Raw genomic sequence first — 21,376 nt, 5'->3', positions numbered from 1 at the left:
CGCTGGTGGGGTGAAGATCGCAGTCGTCGCAGAGTCCTTCCTTCCGCACATGAACGGTGTCACCCATTCGGTGCTCCAACTGCTGGCGCATCTGCGCCGCGAGGGCCACGACGCGCTGGTGATCGCGCCGGCGTCGTCCTGGTCCGGCCCCGCCTGGGCGGCGAAGCCTGCGCCGGACTCGGTCCAGGGGTACGACGTCGCACGCCTCCCCTCGCTGGCGCTGAACGGCTACCCGAACGTGCGCGTCGCGGCCGGGACGGTGTCCCGCGTGCGGCGCCTGCTCGCGGACTACGCCCCGGACGTGGTGCACGTCGCGAGCCCGTTCGTTTTGGGCTGGCGCGCGATCCAAGCCGCCGAGCAGCTGGGCCTGCCGACCGTCTCCGTCTACCAGACGGAGATCCCCGCGTACGCGGCCCGCTACGGGGCGCCTTGGCTGGAGCAGCTGCTGTGGACGCACGTGGGCGCGATGCACGGGGCCTCCACGCTGAACCTCGTGCCGAGCTCCTATTCCATGGGCCAGCTGCGGGACGCCGGGGTGCCCCGGGTGCGGATGTGGCGGCGGGGCGTGGACGCGCGGCGGTTCCACCCGGGCCGGCGCTCGGACGCCCTGCGTGCCCGGCTGGCGCCGCGGGGCGAACGGCTGATCGGGTTCGTGGGCCGGCTGGCGGCGGAGAAACAGGTGGAGGACCTCGCCGTCCTGGACGCCCTGCCGGACACGCGGCTGGTCGTCGTCGGCTCGGGCCCGCTGAAGGACCAGCTCCGCGCGAAGCTCCCGAACGCGCACTTCGCGGGATTCCTCGGCGGCGACGAGCTCGCCGAGATGGTCGCCAGCTTCGACCTGTTCGTGCATCCGGGCGAGTCGGAGACGTTCTGCCAGACCATTCAGGAGGCTATGGCCGCGGGCGTTCCCGTGGTCGCCGTCGGCCGCGGCGGCCCGCTGGACCTGGTCGACTCCTCGCGCACGGGTTGGGTTTACGCGCCGGGGGACCTCGAGGACCTGGCCGCCCGTGCCCGCGACCTGCTGTACGACGACGCGAAGCGGGCCGCGTTCGGGGCTGCGGCCCACGCGTCGGTGCAGGGGCGGACGTGGGAGGCGCTCTGCGAGGAGCTGCTGGGCCACTACCGGCGGGCGATCGACGTCAAGTCCCGCCAACTCCACGCCGAGGCCCTCGGCTACATCGGACGGTAGACGAGGGCCTCGTGCCGGCAATGACTGCGGCTAGACGCCGACGGACGCCTTCTTCAGGCCGAGCTCCGACGTCGGAATCCGGTAGCTTTCGCGCGCGGTGAGCGCCGACCCCGCGGAAACCAGCGCGATGATCGCCGTGAAGATGCTGATCCGCACCCAGCCGCCCTCCTGGATGCCGCCCAGGGCGGCGACGATCGACGGCGCGAAGCCGGCCATCAGGAAGCCCAGCTGGGTTCCGATCGCGAGGCCCGAGAACCGGACCTTGGAGCTGAACATCTCGGCGTAGAAGGACGGCCACGTCGCATTGGCCGCGGCGTAGGCGAAGGAGAACACGCAAATGGACAGCGTGAACTGCAGCAGGGTGTTTCCGGACTCCATGGACAGCAGGTAGAACGGCATGATCACCGCGCTCATCAGGGCGCCGTAGATGAACACCGGCTTGCGACCGATGCGGTCCGCGAGCATGCCGAACAGGGGCTGGGTGAACAGCGCCACCACGTTGCCGGCCACCACGAGCCAAAGCGTGATGGAGGAATCCACGTCGCCGACCTCCTTGCCGTACGTGATGGCGAGCGTCCCGTAGACGGTGGAAACGGCGGCGATGAAGGCGCACAGCACCACGCGCAGGACGTCGCGCCAGTGGTTCTTGAGCAGCACGCCTACCGGGAGCTTGACGATCTCGTTGTTGGCCTTCGCGTGTTCGAACTCCGGGGTCTCGTGCAGCGACCGGCGAATGAAGTAGGTCACGATGACGACGACGGCGGACAGCCAGAACGGGATGCGCCAGCCGATGCCGAACTTGATCTCGTCCGGGAGCGCGACGACGGGGACGAAGACCAGCGCGGCGAGGATCTGCCCGCCCTGGGTACCGGTGAGGGTCCAGGAGGTGAAAAACGAGCGGCGGCTGTCCGGGGCGTGCTCCAAGGTCAGCGAACTGGCGCCGGCCTGCTCGCCGGCGGCGGAGAGGCCCTGCATCAGGCGGGCAAGCACCAGGAGTACCGGGGCGAGCCAGCCGACCTGGTCGAAGGTGGGCAGGCAACCGATCATGAAGGTCGCCACCCCCATCAGGACCAGGGTGAACATCAGGACCTTCTGGCGTCCGATCCGGTCGCCGAAGTGGCCGAGGATCACTGCGCCCACCGGGCGGGCTATGTAGGCGAAGCCGAAGGTCGCCAGGGACATGACGGTCGCGTTGGCGCCGGCGTCCGGGAAGAAGACGGTCGGGAAGATCAGCGCGGCGGCCGCGCCGAAGATGAAGAAGTCGTAGTACTCGACCGCGCTGCCCATGAAGCTGGCCAGTGCCGCCTTCACCGGCGTGCGGCCCGCGGTTTCCTCCACCTCCGGCGACGGCGGCGTCGCATGGCTTTCGTGGGTCATGGTGTCTCCTTGGCTGTGGGGGCCGACGTGGGGAACGCCGGCCCGGGTTTTCCGGTTGCGCGGTATTCGCACAGCTGTACGGAATGCGTACAATTAGGTCTAGACTAGAGCTACGTCACACCCCTTGGCAACACCGGACCGTTTGCGTCCGGGGAATAGGACACACGGTGAGCACTTTTGGAGAGTCGTACCTGATCGGTCTGATCGGCGACGGCGTCACGCCGTCGCTCACCCCGCCCATGCACGAGGCCGAGGCCGACGCGCAGGGTTTGCGCTACCTGTACCGGCCGGTCGACCTGTCCGCCATCGGCCGGCCGGGGACCGACGTCGGCGAGCTCCTGCGCGCGGGCCGCGACCTGGGCTTCAATGCCTTCAACGTCACGCATCCGTGCAAGCAGGAGGTGCTGCGGCACCTGGACACGGTTTCGGCCGATGCCGAGCGCCTGGGTGCAGTCAACACCGTGTTGGTCCGCGGGAAAAGGTTCCACGGCGAGAACACCGACTTCTCCGGTTTCGCGGGCGCCCTGCGCGGCGGCCTCCCGGACGCGGAACTCGGCCGCGTGGTGCAGCTGGGAGCGGGCGGCGCCGGCGCCGCCGTTGCCTATGCGCTCCTGGCCTCGGGCGTGCGCCACCTGACGCTCATCGATGTGGACGCCGAGCGCACCCGGGAGCGCAGCGACGCGCTGGCGGCGCAGTTCCCGGACCGCACGGTCCAGGCCCACTCCCCCGACGCCATCGCCGCCGAGCTCGCCGCGGCCGACGGGTTCGTCCACGCGACTCCGGTGGGGATGCACCAGCACCCCGGCATGCCCGTGGACGCCGCGCTGCTTGAAGCGCGGCACTGGGTTGCCGAAGTCGTCTACCGCCCCGTGGACACGGAACTCGTGCGCGCGGCGCGGGACATCGGGTGCCGGGTGCTCGACGGCGGCCACATGGCGGTCGGCCAGGCCGTCGACGCGTTCCGCCTGATCACGGGACGGGAACCGGACGCCGGGCGGATGCGAGCGCACTTCCTGGATCTCTTGGCGAAGGGCCTCTGAGCATGCGCACCTCCATCGCGACCGTCTGCATCAGCGGGACCCTCGAGGACAAGATGCTGGCCTGCGCCCGGGCCGGCTTCGACGGCATCGAGATCTTCGAGCAGGACCTCGTCGTCAGTCCGATGTCCCCTCAGGAGGTCCGCGCGCTGGCGGACCGGCTGGGCCTGACGCTGGACCTGTACCAGCCCTTCCGCGACTTCGACGGCGTGCCCGAGGAGTTGCTGGAGGAGAACCTGCGCCGGGCGGAAGCCAAGTTCCGGCTCATGAACCGGCTCGGGGTGGAAACCATGCTGGTGTGCAGCAACGTCGCGACTGCGACCATCAACGACGACGCCGTAATGGCCGCCCAACTGCGCCGGCTCGGGGAGCTGGCACAGCGGTTCGGCGTGCGCATCGCCTACGAGGCGCTCGCGTGGGGGAAGTTCGTGAACACCTACCGCCACGCCCAGCGGATCGTCGACCTGGCGGACCACCCCGCGGTCGGGACGTGCCTGGACAGCTTCCACATCCTGTCCCGCGGTGACGACCCCGCCGGCATCGAGGACATCGACCCGGCGAAGATCTTCTTCGTCCAGCTGGCGGACGCCCCGGTCCTGGCCATGGACATCCTTTCGTGGAGCCGCCATTACCGCGTGTTCCCGGGTCAGGGCGGATTCGACCTTCCCGCGTTCCTCGGGCATCTGGTCCGCGCGGGCTACTCCGGGCCGGTCTCCCTGGAGATCTTCAACGACACGTTCCGCCAGTCCAACGTGGAGCGCACCGCCGTCGACGCCCTGCGGTCCCTGTTGTGGCTTCAGGACCGCACCGCCGAGCTGCTGTCGGGCGAGACGGGCGGCGCCGCCGTCGTTCCGCCCATGGACCTCGCCTCGCTGCCCGCGGTGAAGGCGCCGAGCGGGTTCGACTTCGCCGAGATCCGCACGGACTCCCCGGACGAGGTCGCGCAGATGCTCGCGCAGTTGGGCTTCGAGTTTCGTGGCCAGCACCGCCGCAAACCGGTGCAGCTGTGGACGCAGGGCGAGGCGCGGATCTGCATCAACGGGCAGCGCGCGCGGGGGACGGCGCCGACGATTTCCGCTCTGGGCTTCCAGGTGGCTGAGCCGGACGTGGGCGTGCGGCGCGCCGTCGGCCTGCGCGCCCGGCCGGTCTCGCGCCACAACACCGTGGACGAGCAGCCGCTCGCCGGCGTGAACGCCCCGGACGGCACCGAGGTCTTCTACTGCCCCGCCGAGTCCGCCCCGCGGTGGATGGGCGAGTTCGGCCTGCCGGCCGGGGACGCCGTGCCCGACGGCTCGGCGGATCCGCTGATCCTGTCCGTGGACCACGTGAACCTCGCCCAGCCGTGGAAGGCGTTCGACGAGGCGGTCCTGTTCTACGAGAGCGCCCTGCGGCTGGACACCCGTCCCCCCACCGAGGTCCCGAGTCCGCTGGGTCTGGTCCGCAGCCAGGTCATGCGCACGCGGGACGGGTCGGTGCGGCTGGCGCTGAACATCGTGCCGCAGGTGCTGGACACGGCCGGGGAGGCGCCGCCGTCGTATCCGGAACACGTGGCGTTCCGGACTTCGGACATCGTCGCGGTCGCCCGGCGAGCCCAGGCCGCGGGCATGGACTTCCTGCAGGTCCCGGACAACTACTACGAGGACCTGGCCGCGCGGTTCCCGCTTCCGGCGGAAACGATCGAGCTCCTGCGGGGCCTGGACCTGCTGTACGACCGCGACGAACACGGAGAGTTCCTGCACTTCTACACCGAGACGACCGGCGAAATGTTCCTCGAGGTCGTCGAACGGCGCGACGGGTACGATGGCTACGGCGCGCCGAATGCGCCGGTGCGGCTGGCCGCCCAGTTCGAGCGGAACCGTTTGCGCCGCGGCCAACGGACAAGGATCTAGGGAGTATGGTGGCGGAGCAGTCGCGGGACGAGGGACAGCCTGACTATTACGTGAAGTCGGCGGAGAAGGCGCTGAGCGTGCTGCTGGCGTTCACCGCGGACGAGCCGCTGCTGACCGTCACGCAGGTGGCAGAGGCGGCCGACCTCAGCCGGGCGGCCGCGCGCAGGTTCCTCCTCACCCTGAGCGACCTCGGCTACCTCTCCCTGGAGGGCAACGGATTCCGGCAGACCCCCCGGGTGCTGGACATCGGGGCCGGCTACCTGGCCGGGTTGAGCCTGCCCGGGATCGCCCGCCCCCACCTGACCGAGCTGGCCCACCGCCTCGACGAGACGGCGACGCTGAGCACCCTCGATGGCCAGGACGCCATCTACGTGGCCCGCGTGGCGGCTCCGCGGCTGCACACCGTGACCATGAACATCGGCAACCGCATGCCCGCGTGGGTGACGTCGATGGGCCGTGTCCTGGTGTCGGCTTTGCCCCAGGAGGCCCGCGAGGACTTCTACCGCCAGACGGTGCTGACCAGCTACACCAGCAACACGCTGGGAACCATCGAGCAGTTGCGGACCGAGATCGAGAAGGTGCGCCGGCAGGGCTGGAGCCTGGTTTCGCAGGAGCTCGACGACGGCCTGCGCGGGTTGGCCGTGCCGGTCCGCCGCGGCGACGAGGTCGTGGCGGCCCTCAACATCTCCATCCAGGGCGGGCGCATGGGCAAGGTCTCGGTGGAGGACGAACTGCTGCCAGCCCTGCTCGAGACCGCCCGCCGCATCGCGGAGGATTTCGGCGGACGCACGCGGTAGGCCGCGCGTCCGCCGATCAGCCGATGCCGTCGCGCCGGTCGTTGACGGTGGACGGCGTCGCCTTGGGTTTGAGGAGCAGCGGGAACACCACCAGGAGGAACAGCACCAGGAGCGTCACGCCGCCCCCGATGTAGGCCGCGACCGTCGAGCCGAACATCACGTCGACGATGAACCACACGGTGGCGCTGACCATGATCCCGACGCACACCACCGCGGTCTTGACGATCCGGTGCCCGCTCGTCACCGTGGTCTCCTTCACGCGTTTGCCGAAGAACCGTCGGTGGATCGCCACCGGCGCGGTGATGAGGCCCGTCAGCAGCGCCGAGAAGGACAAAAGCACCACATAGAACACCCGCTGGTAGTCGCTGAGGTCCTCGAAGCGCTGCTGGAAAGGCAGCGTCATCAGGAACGCGGTGAAGATCTGCGCGCCCGTCTGCATCACGCGCAGTTCCTGCAGCAGGTCGTTCCAGTTGCGGTCCAGCTTCTCCTCGAACGTCTCCGGGCGGCCCTGGGCGTTCCGCCGTCCCCGATCGTCTGTGTCCATGTGGACAAGCTACCGGAAACGCGTGCGCATTCGTCCCGCAACCTCGAGTACGTATGCTGTCCCCATGGAGCCGCACCCGTACGACCGGATCACCTCCGACGAGCTGCGCCGCGGCGGCTCGCTGAAATGGACCGGCTACCCGGACATGATCGGCGCGTGGGTCGCGGAAATGGACTTCGGGACCGCTCCGGGGGTTGCCGACGCCGCGGCCGAAACGGTCCGCTCCGGTCTCCTCGGCTACGCCCCGCCCCGCCTGGTCCGCTCCCTGCAGGAGGCGACGGCGGCCTGGCTCGCCGCGCGCCACGGCTGGGTCGTCGACGCCGCGCAGGTACGTCCGCTGCCCACCGTCATGACCGGGCTCGAGGCCGCGATACTGCATTTCTCCCCCACCCACAGGCCCGACGCCCCTGTGGTCCTGTTGACCCCCGCCTACATGCCGTTCCTGGACGCCCCAGGGCGCTTCGGCCGCCGGACCATCCACGTGGACATGGTGCAGTCGGATTCCACCTGGGACATCGACTGGCCGGCGCTCGAAGAGGCCCTCGCGGGCGGCGCGCTCCTGGTCCTGGTCAACCCGCACAACCCCATCGGCAAGGTCTATTCGCGCGCCGAACTGGAGCGGATCAGCACCCTCGTCGACGCCACGGGGTCGCGGGTCTACGCCGACGAGGTGCACTCCCCGCTGGTCTTCGGCGGGGCCGTGCACATCCCCTACGCCACGGTCAACGACGCGTCCTCCGCTCATAGCGTGACGGGCATATCGGCCAGCAAGGCCTTCAACCTGCCCGGGCTCAAGTGCGCGCAGCTGGTCCTCACGAACGACGTCGACCGCCTCCTCTGGGGCGCGATCGGCGGCACGGTGGAGAACGGCGCGGCGAACGTGGGCCTCGCGGCCACGGCGGCCGCGTACGACGGCGGCGCCTCCTGGCTCGGCGGTGTGGTGGACTACCTCGACGGCAACCGGAAGCTCCTCGGCAACCTGATCCACAAGCACCTTCCCGCGGCTCGCTACATCGAGCCGGAGGCCACGTACCTCGCGTGGGTCGATGTCTCCCGGCTGCGGCTGGGCCGCAACCCCGCCCGGTTCTTCCGGCACCAGGCGGGCGTCGCCACGGTACGCGGAACCGATTGCGGGGAATCGGGACGCGGTTACGTCCGGCTCAACTTCGCGACGCCGCGGCCCGTGCTCGAGGCCATGGTCCACCGGATGGGAGCGGCCGTCGACGGCTGCGACATCAACGACTCGGGCGACATCGACGACTACCTCTGATATCCCGCGGGCCAGAAGTCCGGCTCGAAGTCCTCGAAGTAGGACGGCGCCCACGCGCGCAACGACAGCCTCCGGCGTCGTCCGCCCTGGGTTTCGCCCGGGCCTCCGGCGGCGGCCGGGGTTCCGGCGGCTACCGGACGGTCCCGCGCGGCCGTGAGCTCGGCGTCGGCCAGCCGCAGCATCGCCAGCGCCTTCCCCACATCCACCTTGTTCACTTAGCACACGCTATCGGCGGCCACCGACACGTTGCCCGGGTGGCGCTCAAACGCCGGATTTAGCGACAAGCGATATCCCTAGATCTTCGAGTGGCCGAAACGTAACGTGAGTCCAGACGGCCGCCAACGGGGCGGCGCGAACGCGAGGAGGTTCTGATGGTCGCCAAAAACGGCACCAAGGCAGCATTCACGGTTCCCGGACTCGGAGTGGAGGAAGGCCACAAGGTGGCCGACATCCTACAGACCCGGCTGCATGCGCTCAACGATCTCCAACTCACCCTCAAGCACGCGCACTGGAACGTGGTGGGACGCGACTTCATCGGGGTCCACGAGATGCTGGACCCGCAAATCGAACTGGTCCGCGGCATGATCGACGAGACCGCCGAGCGCGTGGCCACCATGGGCGTCGCCCCGAACGGATTGGCCGGCGCCTTGGTCAAGGCCCGCGACTGGGACGACTATTCGATTGGCCGCGCCACGACGGGAGAGCACCTGGCCGCGCTGGACATCGTCTACACCGGGGTCATCTCCAGCCACCGCGAGGCGATCGAGACGGTCGGGGAGATCGATCCCATCGCCGAGGACATGCTCATCTCCCAAACGGCCGCGCTGGAACTGTTCCAGTGGTTCATGCGATCGCACCTGGAGAGCGGCGACGGCCAGCTGTCCGACGCCGGTGCCACCACCGAAAAGGCGGCCGCCGCCAAGTCGAAGTAACGCGCCGCCGTCTCAAGAAACCGAAACAACACCGTTCGGACGCGGGGGCATCGGCCTCCTCGTTGAATCTACGAAAGGAGCCCGTGATGGGTTTGGATGACAAGATTTCGAACAAGGCCGAAGAGGCCAAGGGCAAGGCCAAGGAGTCGGTCGGCGACGCCACCGACAACGAGCGTCTCGAGGCGGAGGGCCAGTCCGACCAGCTCTCGGCGAACACCAAGCAGGCCGGCGAGCACGTCAAGGACGCCGCCAACGACGTCCGGGACGGCTTCCGGAAGTAGGCCGACCCACCGCTAGAGAGGCCGTCCCGGAAAATCCGGGGCGGCCTCTCCCGTGGTGTGCAGGATGCGTGCGGGTGTGCGGCGTGCGGCCCGCCGGGCGCTAAGCGGGGGTGATGTTGCCGAGGAGCTGCTCGAACGGCAGCGAGTCCATACGCGTGTCCGCCCGTTTCTCCGCGGACGCGCCCTCCACGGCCAGTGCCAATTCGCGGCCCGCCCGGGTGGTTCGGTCAGAAAGCTGCCCGTGCCCCGTGTCCCCGCCCCAGTCCTCCGGGGAGGCGAACACTCCGGTGGGCATGATCGCGGCTCGCAGGTAGCCGAAAATCGGCCGCATCACGTAGTCCAGGACCATGCTGTGGCGCGCGCTTCCGCCGGTCGCCGCGACCACCACGGGTTTGTCCTCGAATGCCTTCGGGTCCAACACGTCGAGGAACGACTTGAAGAGCCCGCTGACCGATGCCGTGAACACCGGGCTCACGGCGACGACGGCGTCGGCGCCCGTTACCTTCCCGATGACTTCGGCGAGCCGGGGCGCCGCGTAGCGGGCCACCATGTTGTTGGCGATGTCCACGGCGTAGTCCCGGAGTTCGACGACGGTGACCTCGGCCTCGACGCCGCGGTCCGCCAGCGCTGAGCGCGTGGATTCGGCGATTTGGTCGCCAAGCATGCGGCTGGTGGACGGGACTCCGAGTCCGCCGGAGATGACGATGATCGACTTGGACATGTTGCGGTTCCTCACTGTGGGTTCATGCGTTTGCATATAAAACCCACAGCGGGTGGTTTTCATTCCCGCGGGCGGTCAATCCCGGGGATCGGCGGCGTTGTCCGGCGTGCCGCCGGGCGTTCCGAAGCCTCCGACCCCCCGGTAGACACCGTAGGAGATCATGCCGATGCCGGCGAACATCCCGAAGAACAGGACCCCGGAGGAATCGGTGCCGCCCAGGCCGATGGCGCTGAAGGCCGCGCAGAGAATCAGGACCACCAGCCCCCAACCGGCCAGGACCGTGCCCGGTACGTGTACGTGCCTGGGACGGAAACCGTGTTGGCTTCTGCCGCCCGCCGCTGCAAGTTGACCGTGTCCCATGGTTCGCTCCTTCGCGTGCCGGGCCGGTCGCCGTGCAACCGGCTGGTATCTCCACGGTAGGCCCGCCGCCAGCCCCTTTCAAGGGCTCCGCATACCGATTGGGGTACGTTCCCATCGCGCCCGGCGCCCATCCGTAGTAGTGGTGGACGTACGCCACAACAGAGGAGGATCGATGGAGACGGCCATCTTGGTGATCGACATGCAGCGGGGGTACTTCGAGGACCCCGCGTTGGCCGGCCGGGAGGCCGAACTCGTGGCCGCGACCAACCGCCTGCTGGGGTTCGCCCGCTCGTCGAAACTGCCCGTGTACATGGTCGCCACCGAGCACGACCCCGAACGGTCCACCTGGACCCTCAACATGCTTGACGACGACCAGGGCTTCATGTTCCCAGGTTCCGACCAGGCCGCGTTCCTGCCCGGGCTGGACACGGAGGGCGCCCACCGGCTCGTGAAGATCCGCGACAGCGCCTTCCACGGGACCGAACTGGCGCAGAGGTTGCGGCTTCAGGGCGTCAGCCGGCTCGTGTTGGCCGGCGTGTCCGGGCAGAACTGCGTCGCGCGGACCGGGGCCGACGCGTTCGGACACGACTTCAGGGTCGCCTACGCCCGGGAAGCCATCGGCTCCACCGACACCGATCGGGGATGGCAGGCGCTGGAGCTGCTCCGGGACGAACAACGCCAGCCCATGCTCACCCTCGACGAGCTGCGCGAATGGGTCCGCTGATCCATCCGTCGTCCCGGCCCCGGGGCACCGGGTATCCCACCGCGGTTACGGCGAGGGCTTGCCTCCGTTGACGTTGAGCGTCTCGCCCGCCACGTAGCTGGACTCGGCGGACGCCAGGAAAACGTACGCCGGTGCCAGCTCCACGGGCTGCCCGGCGCGCCCCAGCGGGGTGTCCTGGCCGAACGAGGGGAGCTTGTCCTTCGGCTGGCCGTCGGACACCTGCAACGGGGTCCAGATGGGCCCGGGTGCCACGGCATTCACCCGGATCCCGCGGGGCGCCAGCTGCTGCGCGAGGCCCTTGCTGAAGTTGTTGATGGCCGCCTTGGTGGAGGCGTAGTCCAGGAGGTTGGGCGAGGGGTCGTAGGCCTGGATCGACGTCGTGTTGATGATGGACGCGCCCTCGGGCAGGTGCTTGAGCGCGGCCCGGGTGATCGTGAACATGGCCACGATGTTGACCGTGAACGACTGCATCACCTGTTCCTCGTCGAGGTCCTCCAGGTTGTCGATACTGATCTGTTTCCCGGCGTTGTTGACCAGCACGTCCAGCCCGCCGAGCGCCTGGGCGGCCTCGTCGGCCAGTCCCGCCCGGTAGTCGGCGTCCATCAGGTCCCCCGGGAAGCCGATCCCGATCCGTCCCTCGGCCTCGATGAGCGAGATGATGGCGCGCGCGTCCTGCTCCTCGGCCGGCAGGTAGGCGATCGCGACGTCGGCGCCCTCGCGGGCGAAGGCAATGGCCACGGCCGCGCCGATGCCGGAATCACCGCCGGTCACCAGCGCCTTGCGCCCGCGCAGCCGTCCCGTGCCGACGTAGGACGTCTCGCCGTGGTCCGCGCGCGGCTCCAGCTTGGCGTCGAGACCGGGTTCGGGCTGGTCCTGCTTGGGCGGGGAGATCTTCGGGTGGCGCTCGACCGGATTGTCCAGCGTGAGTTGGCCGCCGTCGTTCTCCCGCGTATTGGGCGTGCGCATGTCGTCCATGGAGGATCTCCTCGTGGGTCGTGGCGTTGCTGCTGGCCAATCCGACGCTAGGTGAAAGCCACGCCGCAGGCAACGGATGGGGTCGGTCAGCGACCGGAAGTCTCCCATTGGACGTCGGCGGCGTCCTTGTCGGGGCGCCACCCCCGCCAGACCGCGTGCCGCAGCCGGCCGGAGTCCGTGCGTTCGGCGTACCTGACCTCCCCGACCAGACTGGGACTGACCCAGACCGCGTCGCGCCGGTCCGCATCCGGGACGCCGTCGGCCGCGGGCGTCTTGCGCTCCAGCCGCGCCAGGCGCTTCGCGGCGTCGCGCAGGTCCGCGTCGCTGAAGCCCGTGCCCACGCGGCCCGCGTAGGTCAGCGAGCCGCCGTCGTTCACGGCCACCAGCAGCGATCCGATGCCCCCGGACCGGCCGCCCGCGCCGCGCCGCCAGCCGATAACGACCACCTCCTGGTGCGACTCGTTCTTGATCTTGACCCAGTTGCGGCTGCGCCTGCCGGGCGTGTAGGTCCCGTCGGCCTTCTTGGCGATGACGCCCTCGAGCCCGAGCTCCAGGCTCGATTCGATCGCGTCCTCCACGGCGCCGGTGTGCGCGTCCGGCAGGTGGACGTGTTTTCCGGGCACGACGGCGGCAAACAGCTCGCGGCGCCGGTCGCGGTAGCCGGTGCGCATCAGAGCGCGCGGTGTGCCACCGCCGTCGACGCCGTCGCCCTCCGCGGGAAGCCGCAGCGCGTCGAAGACCATGAGGTGGACGGGCACCTTCTCCGCGGCCGCCGCGATCTCCCGGTCGGTGGCGAGCTTCATGCGCGACTGCAGCAGGCCGAAGCTGGGGCGGTGCTTGCCGTTCAGGGCGACGATCTCCCCGTCGAACACCGCGCCCTCCAGGTCCGCTCCCCCGGCCCCCAGCCCGGCGAGTTCCTGGAGTTCCGGGTACAGCCGCGTCATGTCGTTGCCGTTGCGGCTGACCAGCGTCACCCGGCCGCCGCAGACGCCGGCGATCGCGCGCACGCCGTCCCATTTCATCTCAAAGGCCCAGTCCTCGTCGGGATCCAGTCGCCCGGCCTTCCCAGCCGTGGCCAACATCGGTTCCGGCAGCTCCCCCGGGTCCGCCTCCACCGCCTCCGCGTCTTCCGGCCGCGCGCCGGACGGGGCGGAGGCGGTTCTTCCCCGGGTGCCGCGGACGCCGCCTCCCGCATGGTGCCGCCCCGGGTGCCGCTGCGCGGTCTGCCCGGGCTTCGCCCCCGGTTCAGGCTGCTCCTTCATCAGGTGGATGAGCCAGTTCTTCTTGTCTCCCATCCCCGGGGCGTTGATGAGCGCGTAGCGGCGCGGGACCCCGCCGAACCCGCCGTCCGAGCGGCCGTGGAGCACCACGATGACCTCCTTGCCCTCCCGCCACTTCTCCAGTTCGTAGGTGCCGGCGTCCCAGATGGTCACGTCCCCGGCCCCGTACTCGCCCTTGGGGATGCTGCCCTCGAAGCCGCCATAGTCCAGCGGGTGGTCCTCCGTCATCACGGCCAGCCGGTTCTCGCTGGGATCGAGCGGCGGGCCCTTGGGAACGGCCCACGAGACCAGGACGCCGGAGTGCTCCAGCCGGAAGTCCCAGTGCAGCCGCCGGGCGTGGTGCTCCTGGACCACGAACGTCGCCAGCTCCCCTTCCGCCAGTTCCCGCGCCGCCGGGGGCTCCGCGGGAACGGGTTCGGGCGTCTTCGCGGCGTCGCGCATCCCGCGGTACGTGGCCAGCCGGTCTGCCAGCGTCCCGTCGGACCCGCCGGCACCGGCCCGGCCGGTTCCGGACCCGCCGGCGCCGGGGTCGTCGCCGTCCGACGCGCGCCCGGCGGCCGCCCCGTGCCAGCCCTGGTCCGCGATCGGATCGAGTCCGCCGGCCACCCGCTCGAGGACTTCGTCGAGGTCCAGTTGCCGCAGCTTCGGGTCTTGGATCTCCTCCCAGGTCCTCGGCGCCGCGACGGTCGGGTGCGATCGGCCGCGCAGCGAGTACGGGCAGATGGTCGTCTTGTTCCCGTTGTTCTGGCTCCAGTCCACCAGCACCTTGCCTGTCCGCAGGACCTTCTTCATCGAAGAGACCACGAGGTCCGGGTGGTCCGTCTCGAGCGAGCGCGCCAATTCGTGGGCCACCTCGGACACCTGCTCGGTGGTGTGCCGGCCATCGAGCGGTGCGTACAAGTGGATCCCCTTGGAGCCGGACGTCACCGGAACCGCTTCCAGACCCATGTCGGCGAGCAATCCGCGGCACAATAGTGCCACCTCGGCGCACTCCGCCAGTCCCGCTCCCTCGCCTGGATCCAAGTCCAGCACCATCCGGTCCGGATTCAGCGGCTCGTGCTCGCGGGAGAAGCGCCACTGCGGCACGTGGATCTCCAAAGCGGCGACCTGGCTGAACCACGCCAGCACCGCCGGGTCGTTGACCAGCGGGTACGTGTTGACGTGGTCCTTGTGCTGGATCCCTGCCCGCGGCACCCACTCCGGCGCGGAGTCCTCCAGGTCCTTGCGGAAGAACACCTGCCCGGGTTCCTCCGCGGTGCCGACCCCGCTGACCCACCGCTTGCGCGTGGCCGGGCGCAACGCCGCCTGCGGCACCAGGACGTGCGCCACCTCGGCGTAGTAACGCAGGACGTCGGCCTTTGTGGTCCCCGTTTCGGGGTAAAGCACCTTGTCCAGGTTGGTGACCTTCAGCCGGCGGCCGGCCACGTCGACCATTTGGCCACCCGAGGATGCGCCCATGTGGGGACTCCCTTCCCTCGCTCCCGCTGCCGTTCCCGCTGCTGCTCCCACTGTGCCGCCTCCGACGCCCCGTCGCTAGGGTCACGGCCGGTGGGTACGCCCGTCCCCTCCCGATTACAACGCACGGGAAAAACGGTATGGTCTGTTCCACCGATCCCCGAGGAGGCATGCCGTGGCACGGATCAGCAACGTCCAGCGGAACCCGCACACCATCGAAGAGCCGCGGGCTTCCTCGCCGGCGCGCACCACGACGGCGGGGGCCTAGACGATGCGCGCGATCTGGACCGGCGCCGTCGCGTTCGGGCTCGTCAACGTCCCGGTGAAGGCCTACGGCGCCATCGAGGACCACGACGTCCAGCTCCACCAGGTCCACGACGCCGACGGCGGACGCATCCGCTACCAGCGCCGCTGCGAGGTGTGTGGCGAGAAGGTCGAGTACTCGAACATCCAAAAGGCGTACGACGACGGCGAGCGCACCGTGGTGCTCACGGGCGATGACTTCGACTCGCTGCCGGCGGAGAAGAGCCGCGAGATCGAGGTGGTGCAGTTCGTTCCGAACGGGCAGATCGATCCGATCATGCTGGAGCGCAGCTACTACCTGGAGCCGGACTCCAAGTCCCCGAAGGCCTACCTGTTGCTCCGCAAGACCCTCGAGGACACCGAGCTGACCGCCATCGTGAAGTTCGCCCTGCGGCAGAAGACCCGGCTCGGGGCGTTGCGCGTGCGCGGCAAGGTGCTGGTCCTGCAGGCGATGCTGTGGGGCGACGAGGTCCGCGAGGTGGACTTCCCCGCCACCAAGTCCCGGGCGAAGATCAGCGATCAGGAACTCAAGATGTCCGCGATGCTGGTGGAGCAGTTCGCCGGGGACTTCTCGCCGCTGGAGTACGAGGACGAATACCAGAAGGAGCTGCGGCTGCTCATCGAGGAAAAGCTCAAGCGCGGGGACTCGCTGGACACGGACGCGACCTTCGGCGATGCCGAGGCTGCCAAGGAGGAATCCGGAGAAGGATCCGGAGACGTGATCGACCTAATGGAGGCCCTCAAGCGCAGCATCGAGGGCAAGCGGTCCAAATCAAAGTCGAAGCCAGGGGCAAAGTCCACCTCACAGTCCAGCCCGCAGTCCAGGGAAAAGACCGCCAGGAAGAAGGGCGCGTAGGTGGCGCCACGCCTGGTCCGGGTCCAGCCGGGCAGCCCCGGGATCTCCCGCCGCCGTGCCGGGAAGGGGTTCACCTACAAGTCCGCCAACGGCCGCCGGGTCACGTCCGAGTCCACGCTGGAGCGCATCCGCGGGCTCGCCATCCCGCCCGCGTGGACGGACGTCTGGATCGCGCCGCAGGCCAATGCCCACATCCAGGCCACCGGGACCGACGTCGCGGGCAGGACGCAGTACCTGTACCACCCGCGGTGGCGCGAATTGCGCGACGCCGAGAAGTTCACGCGATCGCTGTCGTTCGCCCAATCCCTGCCCGCCGTGCGCCGCACCGTCACCCGTGATCTCGCGCAGGAGGCGGATCCCCGCCGTCGCGCGTTGGCAGCCGCGGTGCGGTTGCTGGACCGGGCGGGGCTGCGGGTCGGCGGGGCGGCCTACGCCGAGGAGAACGGGTCGTTCGGGGCGTCCACCGTCCAGCGCCGCCACGTCACTCTCGAGGGCGATTTGGTGCGCCTGGTGTTCCGCGGCAAGTCCGGCGGGGATTGGGACGTCGCCGTGGAGGATGCGGCGCTCGCCTCGTTTCTGGCCATGGTGCCGAAGACCCCGCGCGCGTCGCCGGCCATTTGCTACCCGGTGGTCGCTGGGCGGCGCAAGCGCTGGCAGGGCGTCAGCGACACGGACATCAACGGGTACCTCGCGGACGCGGCCTCGGCGCACATTTCGGCGAAGGACTTCCGCACCTGGCAGGGCACCGTGGTGGCGGCGCGGTCGCTCGCCCGGTCCCTCCGGGCCGGGGACAGCTCGCCAACGGCCGTCGCCGCGGCCATCCAGGACGCCGCGAACTGGCTCCACAACACCCCGGCCGTGGCGCGCGACGCGTATGTGGACCCGCGCGTCGTCAAACACTTCGAACAGGGACGGGCCGCCGACTTCACGCGCCAGGCCGACCGGGCCGTGCTGCGCCTCCTCACCGACGGCAAGGCATAGCCAAGACGTCCGCGGCCGGCTTCGGGTCGGCGGCGGACGTCTTCGCGGCGGCGGTAGAACCTATCCGGCGTCGAAGCGGTCCGGGTCAGGCTGCTTTTCCCGGGCGGCGTCGTTTCCGCTCCCGTCCGGCAGCGAGTCCTCCTCATAGGACTCCCCCGGCGCGCCCTCGCGCAACTCCTCCACCTCGTCCTCGGGCAGCGGCTCCGGCAGCGGTCCGTCCTCGTCGACCAGCAGTTCGGGATCCCGGAGCGGATCGTCCGCCTCGAGGGTCCGGGGATCGTCGGAGGAACCCTCCGGAACCGGCTGCGAGTCGCGGCCGTCCAACGGTTCCGCCTCGGGGGCGTCCTCGAGGGTTGGCGGCACGTTCTCCGGTGCGTCATTCACTGACATTCGTTCCTCCTTTGGCGAAGTCCAACTTGCTGGGCCCGGTCAGGCGCCGGTAGAGCCCGAATCCGGCCATGATCAGGCCGAACGCCACGCCGATCCAAATCGGACTGGCGAGCGTGCCCCCTTCGTCGCTGGCGCGGATCCACAGGTAGATCCCGAACAGCAGGGCAACCGCCAGTCCGACACCGAACAGCAACAGGCCGCGCGGCTGCGTGTCCACCGGCTCGGTCTGCGGGTTGGGCGGGTGGTTCGATCGGTCGAGCGAGGCATCTGGCTCTTCCATGGGTTCAGCTCCTCTGGTTGATGGCGCTCCCTGTTGGGGCCCCTTGGGTCCGGCGAATCACGACGTCACGAATTCCGCAGGGCCTTAATGAGGTCGCCTTTGTTCTTGTCCGAGTAGCCGTGGAGGCCTATCTCCTTCGCGCGGTCCTTGAGCTCGTCCACGGTCCAGTCCTCGTAGCTGCCGTGCTCACCACCGCGTTCGCCCACCTCGTCGCGCCCGTCGCGGGCCGCCGCGTTGGCGATCCGTGCGGACTTCTGTTTCGAGTTGCCCTCGTCTCGGAGCTTCTCGTACAGGTCCTCGTCCTTGATGCTGGGATTCCGGTCTTCGGCCATCTCACCACCTCCGTTTTCTCGGTGCCCCAAGCGTAGTCACACTGGTCAGGCCGTGGTCAAGGGTTATTGGCGGCGCCGTTCCCCGTATGGCCGCGCGAGCACCCTCCGGCGCTAAAGTGGCATGGGAATGGCGAATCGTCAGAACGGTAGCGGTTGCGAGAGGGGCACCCTTGGATAGTCGGCAGGTCCGGTTCTCCGGCCACGAAAAAGGTCCCGCCCGGACCTGGTGGCCCGAGGCCGGCGACGTTTTGAAGGCCGCCGGCCGCTGCGCCGGGGACCCGGAACCGGTGCTCCGGCAATTGCGCGCGGGACGCATGCCTCCCCCGCTTCTCGGGAACGGCGAAACGAAGGCGCTGTGGGAGTTTTTGGCCACGGTCGCGTCGGTGGACCTCGCCGCCGCCCGCGCCGTCGAGCCGCATTTCGACGCCGCGGCGATCCTCGCCCAGGCGGGGGTCCCTTGGGCGCCGGGAACCGTCTGGGGCGTCTACGCCGCCGAATCCGGGGACACGCGCCTTGCGGCGTCCCCCGGCGACGGCGGGACGTGGCTGTTGGACGGGGACAAGCCCTGGTGCTCGCTCGCCGGGCAGGTGGACCGCGCCGTCGTGACCGCCCATGTGCCGGACGGACGGCGGGCCTTCGCGACCGACCTGCGGCACGACGGCGTTGCGGTGCGCCCCGGCGCGTGGGGCGCCCACGGCCTGCGCGGGGTACCCAGCGGCCCGGTGGGATTCGACTCGGTGCCCGCGGAGCCCCTGGGCGACACCGGCTGGTACCTGCGGCGGGCAGGGTTCGCGTGGGGCGGAATAGGGGTGGCCGCCTGCTGGTTTGGCGGCTCCGTGGGACTTTACCGGACGCTTCTCGCGGCGTCCGGCCGGCGCGCGCCGGACCAGTTGGCGACGGCCTGGCTGGGCGAGGCGGACCGGTTGCTGGCCTCGGGAGCCGCGGTGCTGGAGCAGGCGGCCCGGGCCGTGGACGGCGGCGGAGCGGGCTGGCCGGAGGCGCACCGCGCCCGAGGGCACATCGCCGCGGTGTCCGCCCGGATACTGGCCATCTGCGGCGAGGCGCTGGGCCCCGCGCCCCTGGCCTTCGACGCGGAGCACGCCCGGCGGGTCGCGGACCTGACCCTATACACGCGGCAACACCATGGTGCCCGCGACGACGCGGCGCTGGGGTCCCTGGTGCTCGGCGGCGAGGGGCCCGGCGCATGGTGACGTTCAGCCACGACGACGACGGCACCCCGGAGGCCGGGTGGGCCGCGGCCGGCGCCCTCTCGCTGGAGACGCTGCCGGATACCACGGTCCCCGGGGCGGGCGGACGCCTGGTGGTCGTGGCCGCGCACCCCGACGACGAGTCGCTCGGGGCCGCCGGCCTGATCCATGCCGCGCTCGTGTCCGGCGCGGACGTGCGGGTGGTGTTGTGCAGCGCCGGCGAGGCATCCCATCCGGAGTCCCCCACCCACACGCCCGAACGCCTGGCCGCGATTCGGTTGGCGGAGTTCGCCGCCGCCATGGACGGACTGCGCCGCTCCGCGGCCGGCGCGCGTGGAGTGTCGGCGGACGGCACGGGGACGGGGACCCTCGAATGGACCAGCCTGGACCTGCCGGACGGGCGGATCGCCGAGCACCCCGGAACGGTGGAGACCGCGGTACAGGCAGCGGTGGAGACCGCGATGGCGGCCGAAGTGGAGGAGCACCTGCCCGGCGGCGCCGTCGCCACCACCGTGGCCGCAACCGCTCCGACGGCCACCATCGCCGCGACCTACCGGTTCGACGGCCACCCCGACCACGACGCCGTCGGCGCGGCGGCCGCACGCGTGGCGGCTCGGCTCGGCGTCCCCCTGCTGGAGTTCCCCATCTGGTACTGGCACTGGGCCGATCCCGCGGCCACCACCGAATGGACGCACTGGCACGGCCTGCGTCTGTCCGCCGGGGCCGCCGCGGCGAAGCGGGACGCGCTGCTGGCACACGCCTCCCAGGTCCGGCCGCTCTCCGACGCCCCGGGCGACGGCGTGCTGTTGTCCCCTGGCTTTCTGAGCCACTTCGACCGCCCCTCGGAGACGTTCCGCTGGAGCCCCGCCGGCCGGCGCGATTCCGGGTCCGCCGCCGCGGTCTTCGACGCCCTGTACACCCGCGATCCGGACCCGTGGTCCTACCTGACCAGCGAGTACGAGCGGCGCAAGCGGGCGGTGACGCTCGCCGCCCTGCCCCGGCGCCGCTACGCCTCGGCGTTGGAGGCCGGTTGTTCCATCGGCGTGCTGACGGAGTCCCTCGCGGAGCGCTGCGGCACGGTGGTCGGCCTGGACGCCAGCGCGGTCGCGATCGCCGAGGCGCGCACCCGGCTGGCGGGACTGGACAACGTCGAGCTGGTTCGCGCGGACCTCCCCGGCGGTTGGCCGGCGATGGCCCCTGGCTCCCTGGACCTGGTCGTCGTCTCCGAGATCGGCTATTTCCTGGGACCGGACGAACTGTCCGTCCTGCTGCGGCGGGCCGCAGCGTCGCTGGCCGACGGCGGGGACCTGCTGCTGTGCCACTGGCTGCACCCCATCGAGGGATGGGAACTCGACGGGGAAACGGTCCACCGCATGGCCTACGGGTTGCTGGGCTGGGAGACGGTGGTCCTGCACCGCGAGCGGGACTTCCTGCTCGAGGTGTTCCGGGCACCGGACGGGTCGGAACCGTGAGCGTCGGCGCCGTAAGCGCCGCCGACCCGATTCGCCACATGGCCGTGGTGGTTCCGTGCCGCAACGAGGAGCGGACCCTGGCGGCATGCATCGCGCATGTGCGCGGCGCCATGGACCGGCTCGCCGAAACCGCGCCCGGTTGCGGCGTAACGCTCACCGTGGTCCTGGACAGCTGCACGGACGCGTCGGCACTGATCGCCCGGGCGGCCGCGGACGCCGACCCGCGGATCCGCACGCTCGACGTCGGCTACGGGTCGGTCGGACGGGCACGCCGAGCCGGCGTCCACTCCGCGTTGGCGGTCGTGGCCGACGACGAACCCGCGTGGGTCGCCTGCACCGACGCGGACACCAGGGTGCCCCCGGTATGGCTGGAGCGGTTCCTCGAATTCGCGGACGACGGGGCCGACGCGGTCCTCGGCACGGTCGAGCCGGACCGGGCCGAACTCGGCCCGCGCAGGCACGCGGCCTGGTCGGCGAGGCACGTGAGAACGGACGGGCACGCCTACGTCCACGGCGCCAACCTCGGGGTCCGCGCGTCGTCGTACCTCGCCGTCGGCGGGTTCACGCACAGCAGGACGGGAGAGGACGTCGCCCTCGTCGCGGCGCTCCGGGCCGCGGGCCTGGACGTCCGTTCCTCCGGGGCGCTGCACGCGGTGACGTCCGGACGCCTGGACGGGCGGGCGCCGGGGGGATTCGCCGGCTACCTCGCCCGTCTCTAGCTCG

At 70.3% G+C, this 21,376-nt stretch carries 23 protein-coding genes; 13 read left to right on the top strand and 10 right to left on the bottom strand.

Annotation, left to right across the window (positions count from 1 at the left end; translation table 11 throughout):
• Nucleotides 1–10 precede the first annotated feature (10 nt).
• Nucleotides 11–1,189 carry a glycosyltransferase family 4 protein gene (locus ACHAAJ_RS07690; RefSeq protein WP_435727463.1) on the top strand — a complete coding sequence of 393 codons (1,179 nt, stop codon included), beginning with the start codon at nucleotides 11–13 and terminating at the stop codon, nucleotides 1,187–1,189.
• Nucleotides 1,190–1,219: 30 nt separating this feature from the next.
• On the opposite strand, the gene ACHAAJ_RS07685 is transcribed toward ACHAAJ_RS07690, so the two are convergent.
• Nucleotides 1,220–2,566, bottom strand: coding sequence for an MFS transporter (locus ACHAAJ_RS07685; RefSeq protein WP_435727461.1), 1,347 nt, complete (start codon nucleotides 2,564–2,566; stop codon nucleotides 1,220–1,222).
• Nucleotides 2,567–2,733: 167 nt separating this feature from the next.
• On the opposite strand from ACHAAJ_RS07685, the gene ACHAAJ_RS07680 reads away from it, so the two are divergent.
• Genes ACHAAJ_RS07680 through ACHAAJ_RS07670 form a run of 3 tightly spaced genes read left to right on the top strand, consistent with a single transcriptional unit; the run spans nucleotide 2,734 to nucleotide 6,289 of the window.
• Nucleotides 2,734–3,606 carry a shikimate dehydrogenase gene (locus ACHAAJ_RS07680; RefSeq protein WP_435727459.1) on the top strand — a complete coding sequence of 291 codons (873 nt, stop codon included), beginning with the start codon at nucleotides 2,734–2,736 and terminating at the stop codon, nucleotides 3,604–3,606.
• Between the two features lie 2 nt (nucleotides 3,607–3,608).
• Nucleotides 3,609–5,492, top strand: a complete 1,884-nt coding sequence (locus tag ACHAAJ_RS07675; protein WP_435727457.1) for a bifunctional sugar phosphate isomerase/epimerase/4-hydroxyphenylpyruvate dioxygenase family protein — start codon at nucleotides 3,609–3,611, stop codon at nucleotides 5,490–5,492.
• A gap of 5 nt (nucleotides 5,493–5,497) precedes the next feature.
• Nucleotides 5,498–6,289 carry an IclR family transcriptional regulator domain-containing protein gene (locus ACHAAJ_RS07670; protein WP_435727455.1) on the top strand — a complete coding sequence of 264 codons (792 nt, stop codon included), beginning with the start codon at nucleotides 5,498–5,500 and terminating at the stop codon, nucleotides 6,287–6,289.
• Between the two features lie 16 nt (nucleotides 6,290–6,305).
• Here the strand turns inward: ACHAAJ_RS07670 and ACHAAJ_RS07665 are convergent, their stop codons facing one another.
• Nucleotides 6,306–6,833 carry a DUF6328 family protein gene (locus tag ACHAAJ_RS07665; RefSeq protein ID WP_435727453.1) on the bottom strand — a complete coding sequence of 176 codons (528 nt, stop codon included), beginning with the start codon at nucleotides 6,831–6,833 and terminating at the stop codon, nucleotides 6,306–6,308.
• A 64-nt stretch (nucleotides 6,834–6,897) separates the two neighbouring features.
• Between ACHAAJ_RS07665 and ACHAAJ_RS07660 the strand changes: the two genes are divergently transcribed.
• Nucleotides 6,898–8,103, top strand: coding sequence for a MalY/PatB family protein (locus ACHAAJ_RS07660; protein WP_435727452.1), 1,206 nt, complete (start codon nucleotides 6,898–6,900; stop codon nucleotides 8,101–8,103).
• On the opposite strand, the gene ACHAAJ_RS07655 is transcribed toward ACHAAJ_RS07660, so the two are convergent.
• A complete protein-coding gene (locus ACHAAJ_RS07655; protein ID WP_435727450.1) occupies nucleotides 8,094–8,318 on the bottom strand; it encodes a hypothetical protein in 225 nt (74 codons plus the stop codon). The genes ACHAAJ_RS07660 and ACHAAJ_RS07655 overlap by 10 nt on opposite strands.
• 156 nt (nucleotides 8,319–8,474) lie before the next feature.
• Between ACHAAJ_RS07655 and ACHAAJ_RS07650 the strand changes: the two genes are divergently transcribed.
• Both ACHAAJ_RS07650 and ACHAAJ_RS07645 read left to right on the top strand, forming a co-directional pair.
• Entirely contained in the window at nucleotides 8,475–9,035 is a 561-nt protein-coding gene (locus ACHAAJ_RS07650; RefSeq protein ID WP_435727448.1) for a Dps family protein, read from the top strand.
• An 86-nt stretch (nucleotides 9,036–9,121) separates the two neighbouring features.
• The gene (locus ACHAAJ_RS07645) at nucleotides 9,122–9,316 is read left to right on the top strand and encodes a CsbD family protein (protein ID WP_435727446.1); all 195 of its coding nucleotides are present in this window, start codon (nucleotides 9,122–9,124) and stop codon (nucleotides 9,314–9,316) included.
• A gap of 100 nt (nucleotides 9,317–9,416) precedes the next feature.
• Here ACHAAJ_RS07645 and ACHAAJ_RS07640 read toward each other — a convergent pair whose 3' ends face one another.
• Nucleotides 9,417–10,037, bottom strand: coding sequence for an FMN reductase (locus ACHAAJ_RS07640; RefSeq protein ID WP_435727444.1), 621 nt, complete (start codon nucleotides 10,035–10,037; stop codon nucleotides 9,417–9,419).
• Between the two features lie 75 nt (nucleotides 10,038–10,112).
• Nucleotides 10,113–10,397, bottom strand: coding sequence for a hypothetical protein (locus tag ACHAAJ_RS07635; RefSeq protein WP_435727443.1), 285 nt, complete (start codon nucleotides 10,395–10,397; stop codon nucleotides 10,113–10,115).
• 172 nt (nucleotides 10,398–10,569) lie between these two features.
• Here ACHAAJ_RS07635 and ACHAAJ_RS07630 point away from each other — a divergent pair, with 172 nt between their 5' ends.
• Entirely contained in the window at nucleotides 10,570–11,121 is a 552-nt protein-coding gene (locus tag ACHAAJ_RS07630; RefSeq protein WP_435727441.1) for a cysteine hydrolase family protein, read from the top strand.
• A gap of 45 nt (nucleotides 11,122–11,166) precedes the next feature.
• Here ACHAAJ_RS07630 and ACHAAJ_RS07625 read toward each other — a convergent pair whose 3' ends face one another.
• Nucleotides 11,167–12,096 carry an SDR family oxidoreductase gene (locus ACHAAJ_RS07625; RefSeq protein WP_435727439.1) on the bottom strand — a complete coding sequence of 310 codons (930 nt, stop codon included), beginning with the start codon at nucleotides 12,094–12,096 and terminating at the stop codon, nucleotides 11,167–11,169.
• An 86-nt stretch (nucleotides 12,097–12,182) separates the two neighbouring features.
• Nucleotides 12,183–14,834, bottom strand: coding sequence for an ATP-dependent DNA ligase (locus ACHAAJ_RS07620; protein WP_435727437.1), 2,652 nt, complete (start codon nucleotides 14,832–14,834; stop codon nucleotides 12,183–12,185).
• Between the two features lie 268 nt (nucleotides 14,835–15,102).
• On the opposite strand from ACHAAJ_RS07620, the gene ku reads away from it, so the two are divergent.
• Together ku and ACHAAJ_RS07610 are read left to right on the top strand one after the other, a co-directional pair.
• Complete coding sequence (gene ku, locus ACHAAJ_RS07615; protein ID WP_435727436.1) at nucleotides 15,103–15,990, top strand: non-homologous end joining protein Ku; 888 nt, start codon at nucleotides 15,103–15,105, stop codon at nucleotides 15,988–15,990.
• The gene (locus ACHAAJ_RS07610) at nucleotides 15,991–16,971 is read left to right on the top strand and encodes a DNA topoisomerase IB (RefSeq protein WP_435727434.1); all 981 of its coding nucleotides are present in this window, start codon (nucleotides 15,991–15,993) and stop codon (nucleotides 16,969–16,971) included.
• Between the two features lie 60 nt (nucleotides 16,972–17,031).
• Here the strand turns inward: ACHAAJ_RS07610 and ACHAAJ_RS07605 are convergent, their stop codons facing one another.
• The 3 genes from ACHAAJ_RS07605 to ACHAAJ_RS07595 all read right to left on the bottom strand — a co-directional run bounded on the left by ACHAAJ_RS07605 (nucleotide 17,032) and on the right by ACHAAJ_RS07595 (nucleotide 17,973).
• Entirely contained in the window at nucleotides 17,032–17,361 is a 330-nt protein-coding gene (locus ACHAAJ_RS07605; protein WP_435727433.1) for a hypothetical protein, read from the bottom strand.
• A complete protein-coding gene (locus tag ACHAAJ_RS07600; protein ID WP_435727431.1) occupies nucleotides 17,348–17,641 on the bottom strand; it encodes a hypothetical protein in 294 nt (97 codons plus the stop codon). The genes ACHAAJ_RS07605 and ACHAAJ_RS07600 overlap by 14 nt, the downstream gene beginning before the upstream one ends.
• Before the next feature lie 65 nt (nucleotides 17,642–17,706).
• A complete protein-coding gene (locus ACHAAJ_RS07595; RefSeq protein ID WP_435727429.1) occupies nucleotides 17,707–17,973 on the bottom strand; it encodes an SAP domain-containing protein in 267 nt (88 codons plus the stop codon).
• A gap of 170 nt (nucleotides 17,974–18,143) precedes the next feature.
• On the opposite strand from ACHAAJ_RS07595, the gene ACHAAJ_RS07590 reads away from it, so the two are divergent.
• The 3 genes from ACHAAJ_RS07590 to ACHAAJ_RS07580 are packed head-to-tail and all read left to right on the top strand — an operon-like array spanning nucleotide 18,144 to nucleotide 21,372.
• The gene (locus ACHAAJ_RS07590) at nucleotides 18,144–19,184 is read left to right on the top strand and encodes an acyl-CoA dehydrogenase family protein (RefSeq protein ID WP_435727427.1); all 1,041 of its coding nucleotides are present in this window, start codon (nucleotides 18,144–18,146) and stop codon (nucleotides 19,182–19,184) included.
• Nucleotides 19,178–20,653 carry a PIG-L family deacetylase gene (locus tag ACHAAJ_RS07585; RefSeq protein ID WP_435727426.1) on the top strand — a complete coding sequence of 492 codons (1,476 nt, stop codon included), beginning with the start codon at nucleotides 19,178–19,180 and terminating at the stop codon, nucleotides 20,651–20,653. The genes ACHAAJ_RS07590 and ACHAAJ_RS07585 overlap by 7 nt, the downstream gene beginning before the upstream one ends.
• Entirely contained in the window at nucleotides 20,650–21,372 is a 723-nt protein-coding gene (locus ACHAAJ_RS07580; protein WP_435727424.1) for a glycosyltransferase family 2 protein, read from the top strand. Before ACHAAJ_RS07585 ends, ACHAAJ_RS07580 begins: the two co-directional genes overlap by 4 nt.
• Nucleotides 21,373–21,376 lie beyond the last annotated feature (4 nt).

Origin of the sequence: Arthrobacter arnarulunnguaqae (assembly GCF_051262515.1) — a bacterium.
In the GTDB taxonomy this organism is placed as follows: Bacteria; Actinomycetota; Actinomycetes; order Actinomycetales; family Micrococcaceae; genus Arthrobacter_N.
This window is presented reverse-complemented; position numbering and strand designations above follow the sequence as displayed.

Coding starts and splice junctions, on each gene's coding strand:
- ACHAAJ_RS07685 (WP_435727461.1), bottom strand. CDS start 2,566: ATGACCCACGAAAGCCATGCGACGCCGCCGTCGCCGGAGGTGGAGGAA.
- ACHAAJ_RS07675 (WP_435727457.1), top strand. CDS start 3,609: ATGCGCACCTCCATCGCGACCGTCTGCATCAGCGGGACCCTCGAGGAC.
- ACHAAJ_RS07670 (WP_435727455.1), top strand. CDS start 5,498: ATGGTGGCGGAGCAGTCGCGGGACGAGGGACAGCCTGACTATTACGTG.
- ACHAAJ_RS07665 (WP_435727453.1), bottom strand. CDS start 6,833: ATGGACACAGACGATCGGGGACGGCGGAACGCCCAGGGCCGCCCGGAG.
- ACHAAJ_RS07660 (WP_435727452.1), top strand. CDS start 6,898: ATGGAGCCGCACCCGTACGACCGGATCACCTCCGACGAGCTGCGCCGC.
- ACHAAJ_RS07650 (WP_435727448.1), top strand. CDS start 8,475: ATGGTCGCCAAAAACGGCACCAAGGCAGCATTCACGGTTCCCGGACTC.
- ACHAAJ_RS07645 (WP_435727446.1), top strand. CDS start 9,122: ATGGGTTTGGATGACAAGATTTCGAACAAGGCCGAAGAGGCCAAGGGC.
- ACHAAJ_RS07640 (WP_435727444.1), bottom strand. CDS start 10,037: ATGTCCAAGTCGATCATCGTCATCTCCGGCGGACTCGGAGTCCCGTCC.
- ACHAAJ_RS07635 (WP_435727443.1), bottom strand. CDS start 10,397: ATGGGACACGGTCAACTTGCAGCGGCGGGCGGCAGAAGCCAACACGGT.
- ACHAAJ_RS07630 (WP_435727441.1), top strand. CDS start 10,570: ATGGAGACGGCCATCTTGGTGATCGACATGCAGCGGGGGTACTTCGAG.
- ACHAAJ_RS07625 (WP_435727439.1), bottom strand. CDS start 12,096: ATGGACGACATGCGCACGCCCAATACGCGGGAGAACGACGGCGGCCAA.
- ACHAAJ_RS07620 (WP_435727437.1), bottom strand. CDS start 14,834: ATGGGCGCATCCTCGGGTGGCCAAATGGTCGACGTGGCCGGCCGCCGG.
- ku (WP_435727436.1), top strand. CDS start 15,103: ATGCGCGCGATCTGGACCGGCGCCGTCGCGTTCGGGCTCGTCAACGTC.
- ACHAAJ_RS07605 (WP_435727433.1), bottom strand. CDS start 17,361: ATGTCAGTGAATGACGCACCGGAGAACGTGCCGCCAACCCTCGAGGAC.
- ACHAAJ_RS07600 (WP_435727431.1), bottom strand. CDS start 17,641: ATGGAAGAGCCAGATGCCTCGCTCGACCGATCGAACCACCCGCCCAAC.
- ACHAAJ_RS07595 (WP_435727429.1), bottom strand. CDS start 17,973: ATGGCCGAAGACCGGAATCCCAGCATCAAGGACGAGGACCTGTACGAG.
- ACHAAJ_RS07585 (WP_435727426.1), top strand. CDS start 19,178: ATGGTGACGTTCAGCCACGACGACGACGGCACCCCGGAGGCCGGGTGG.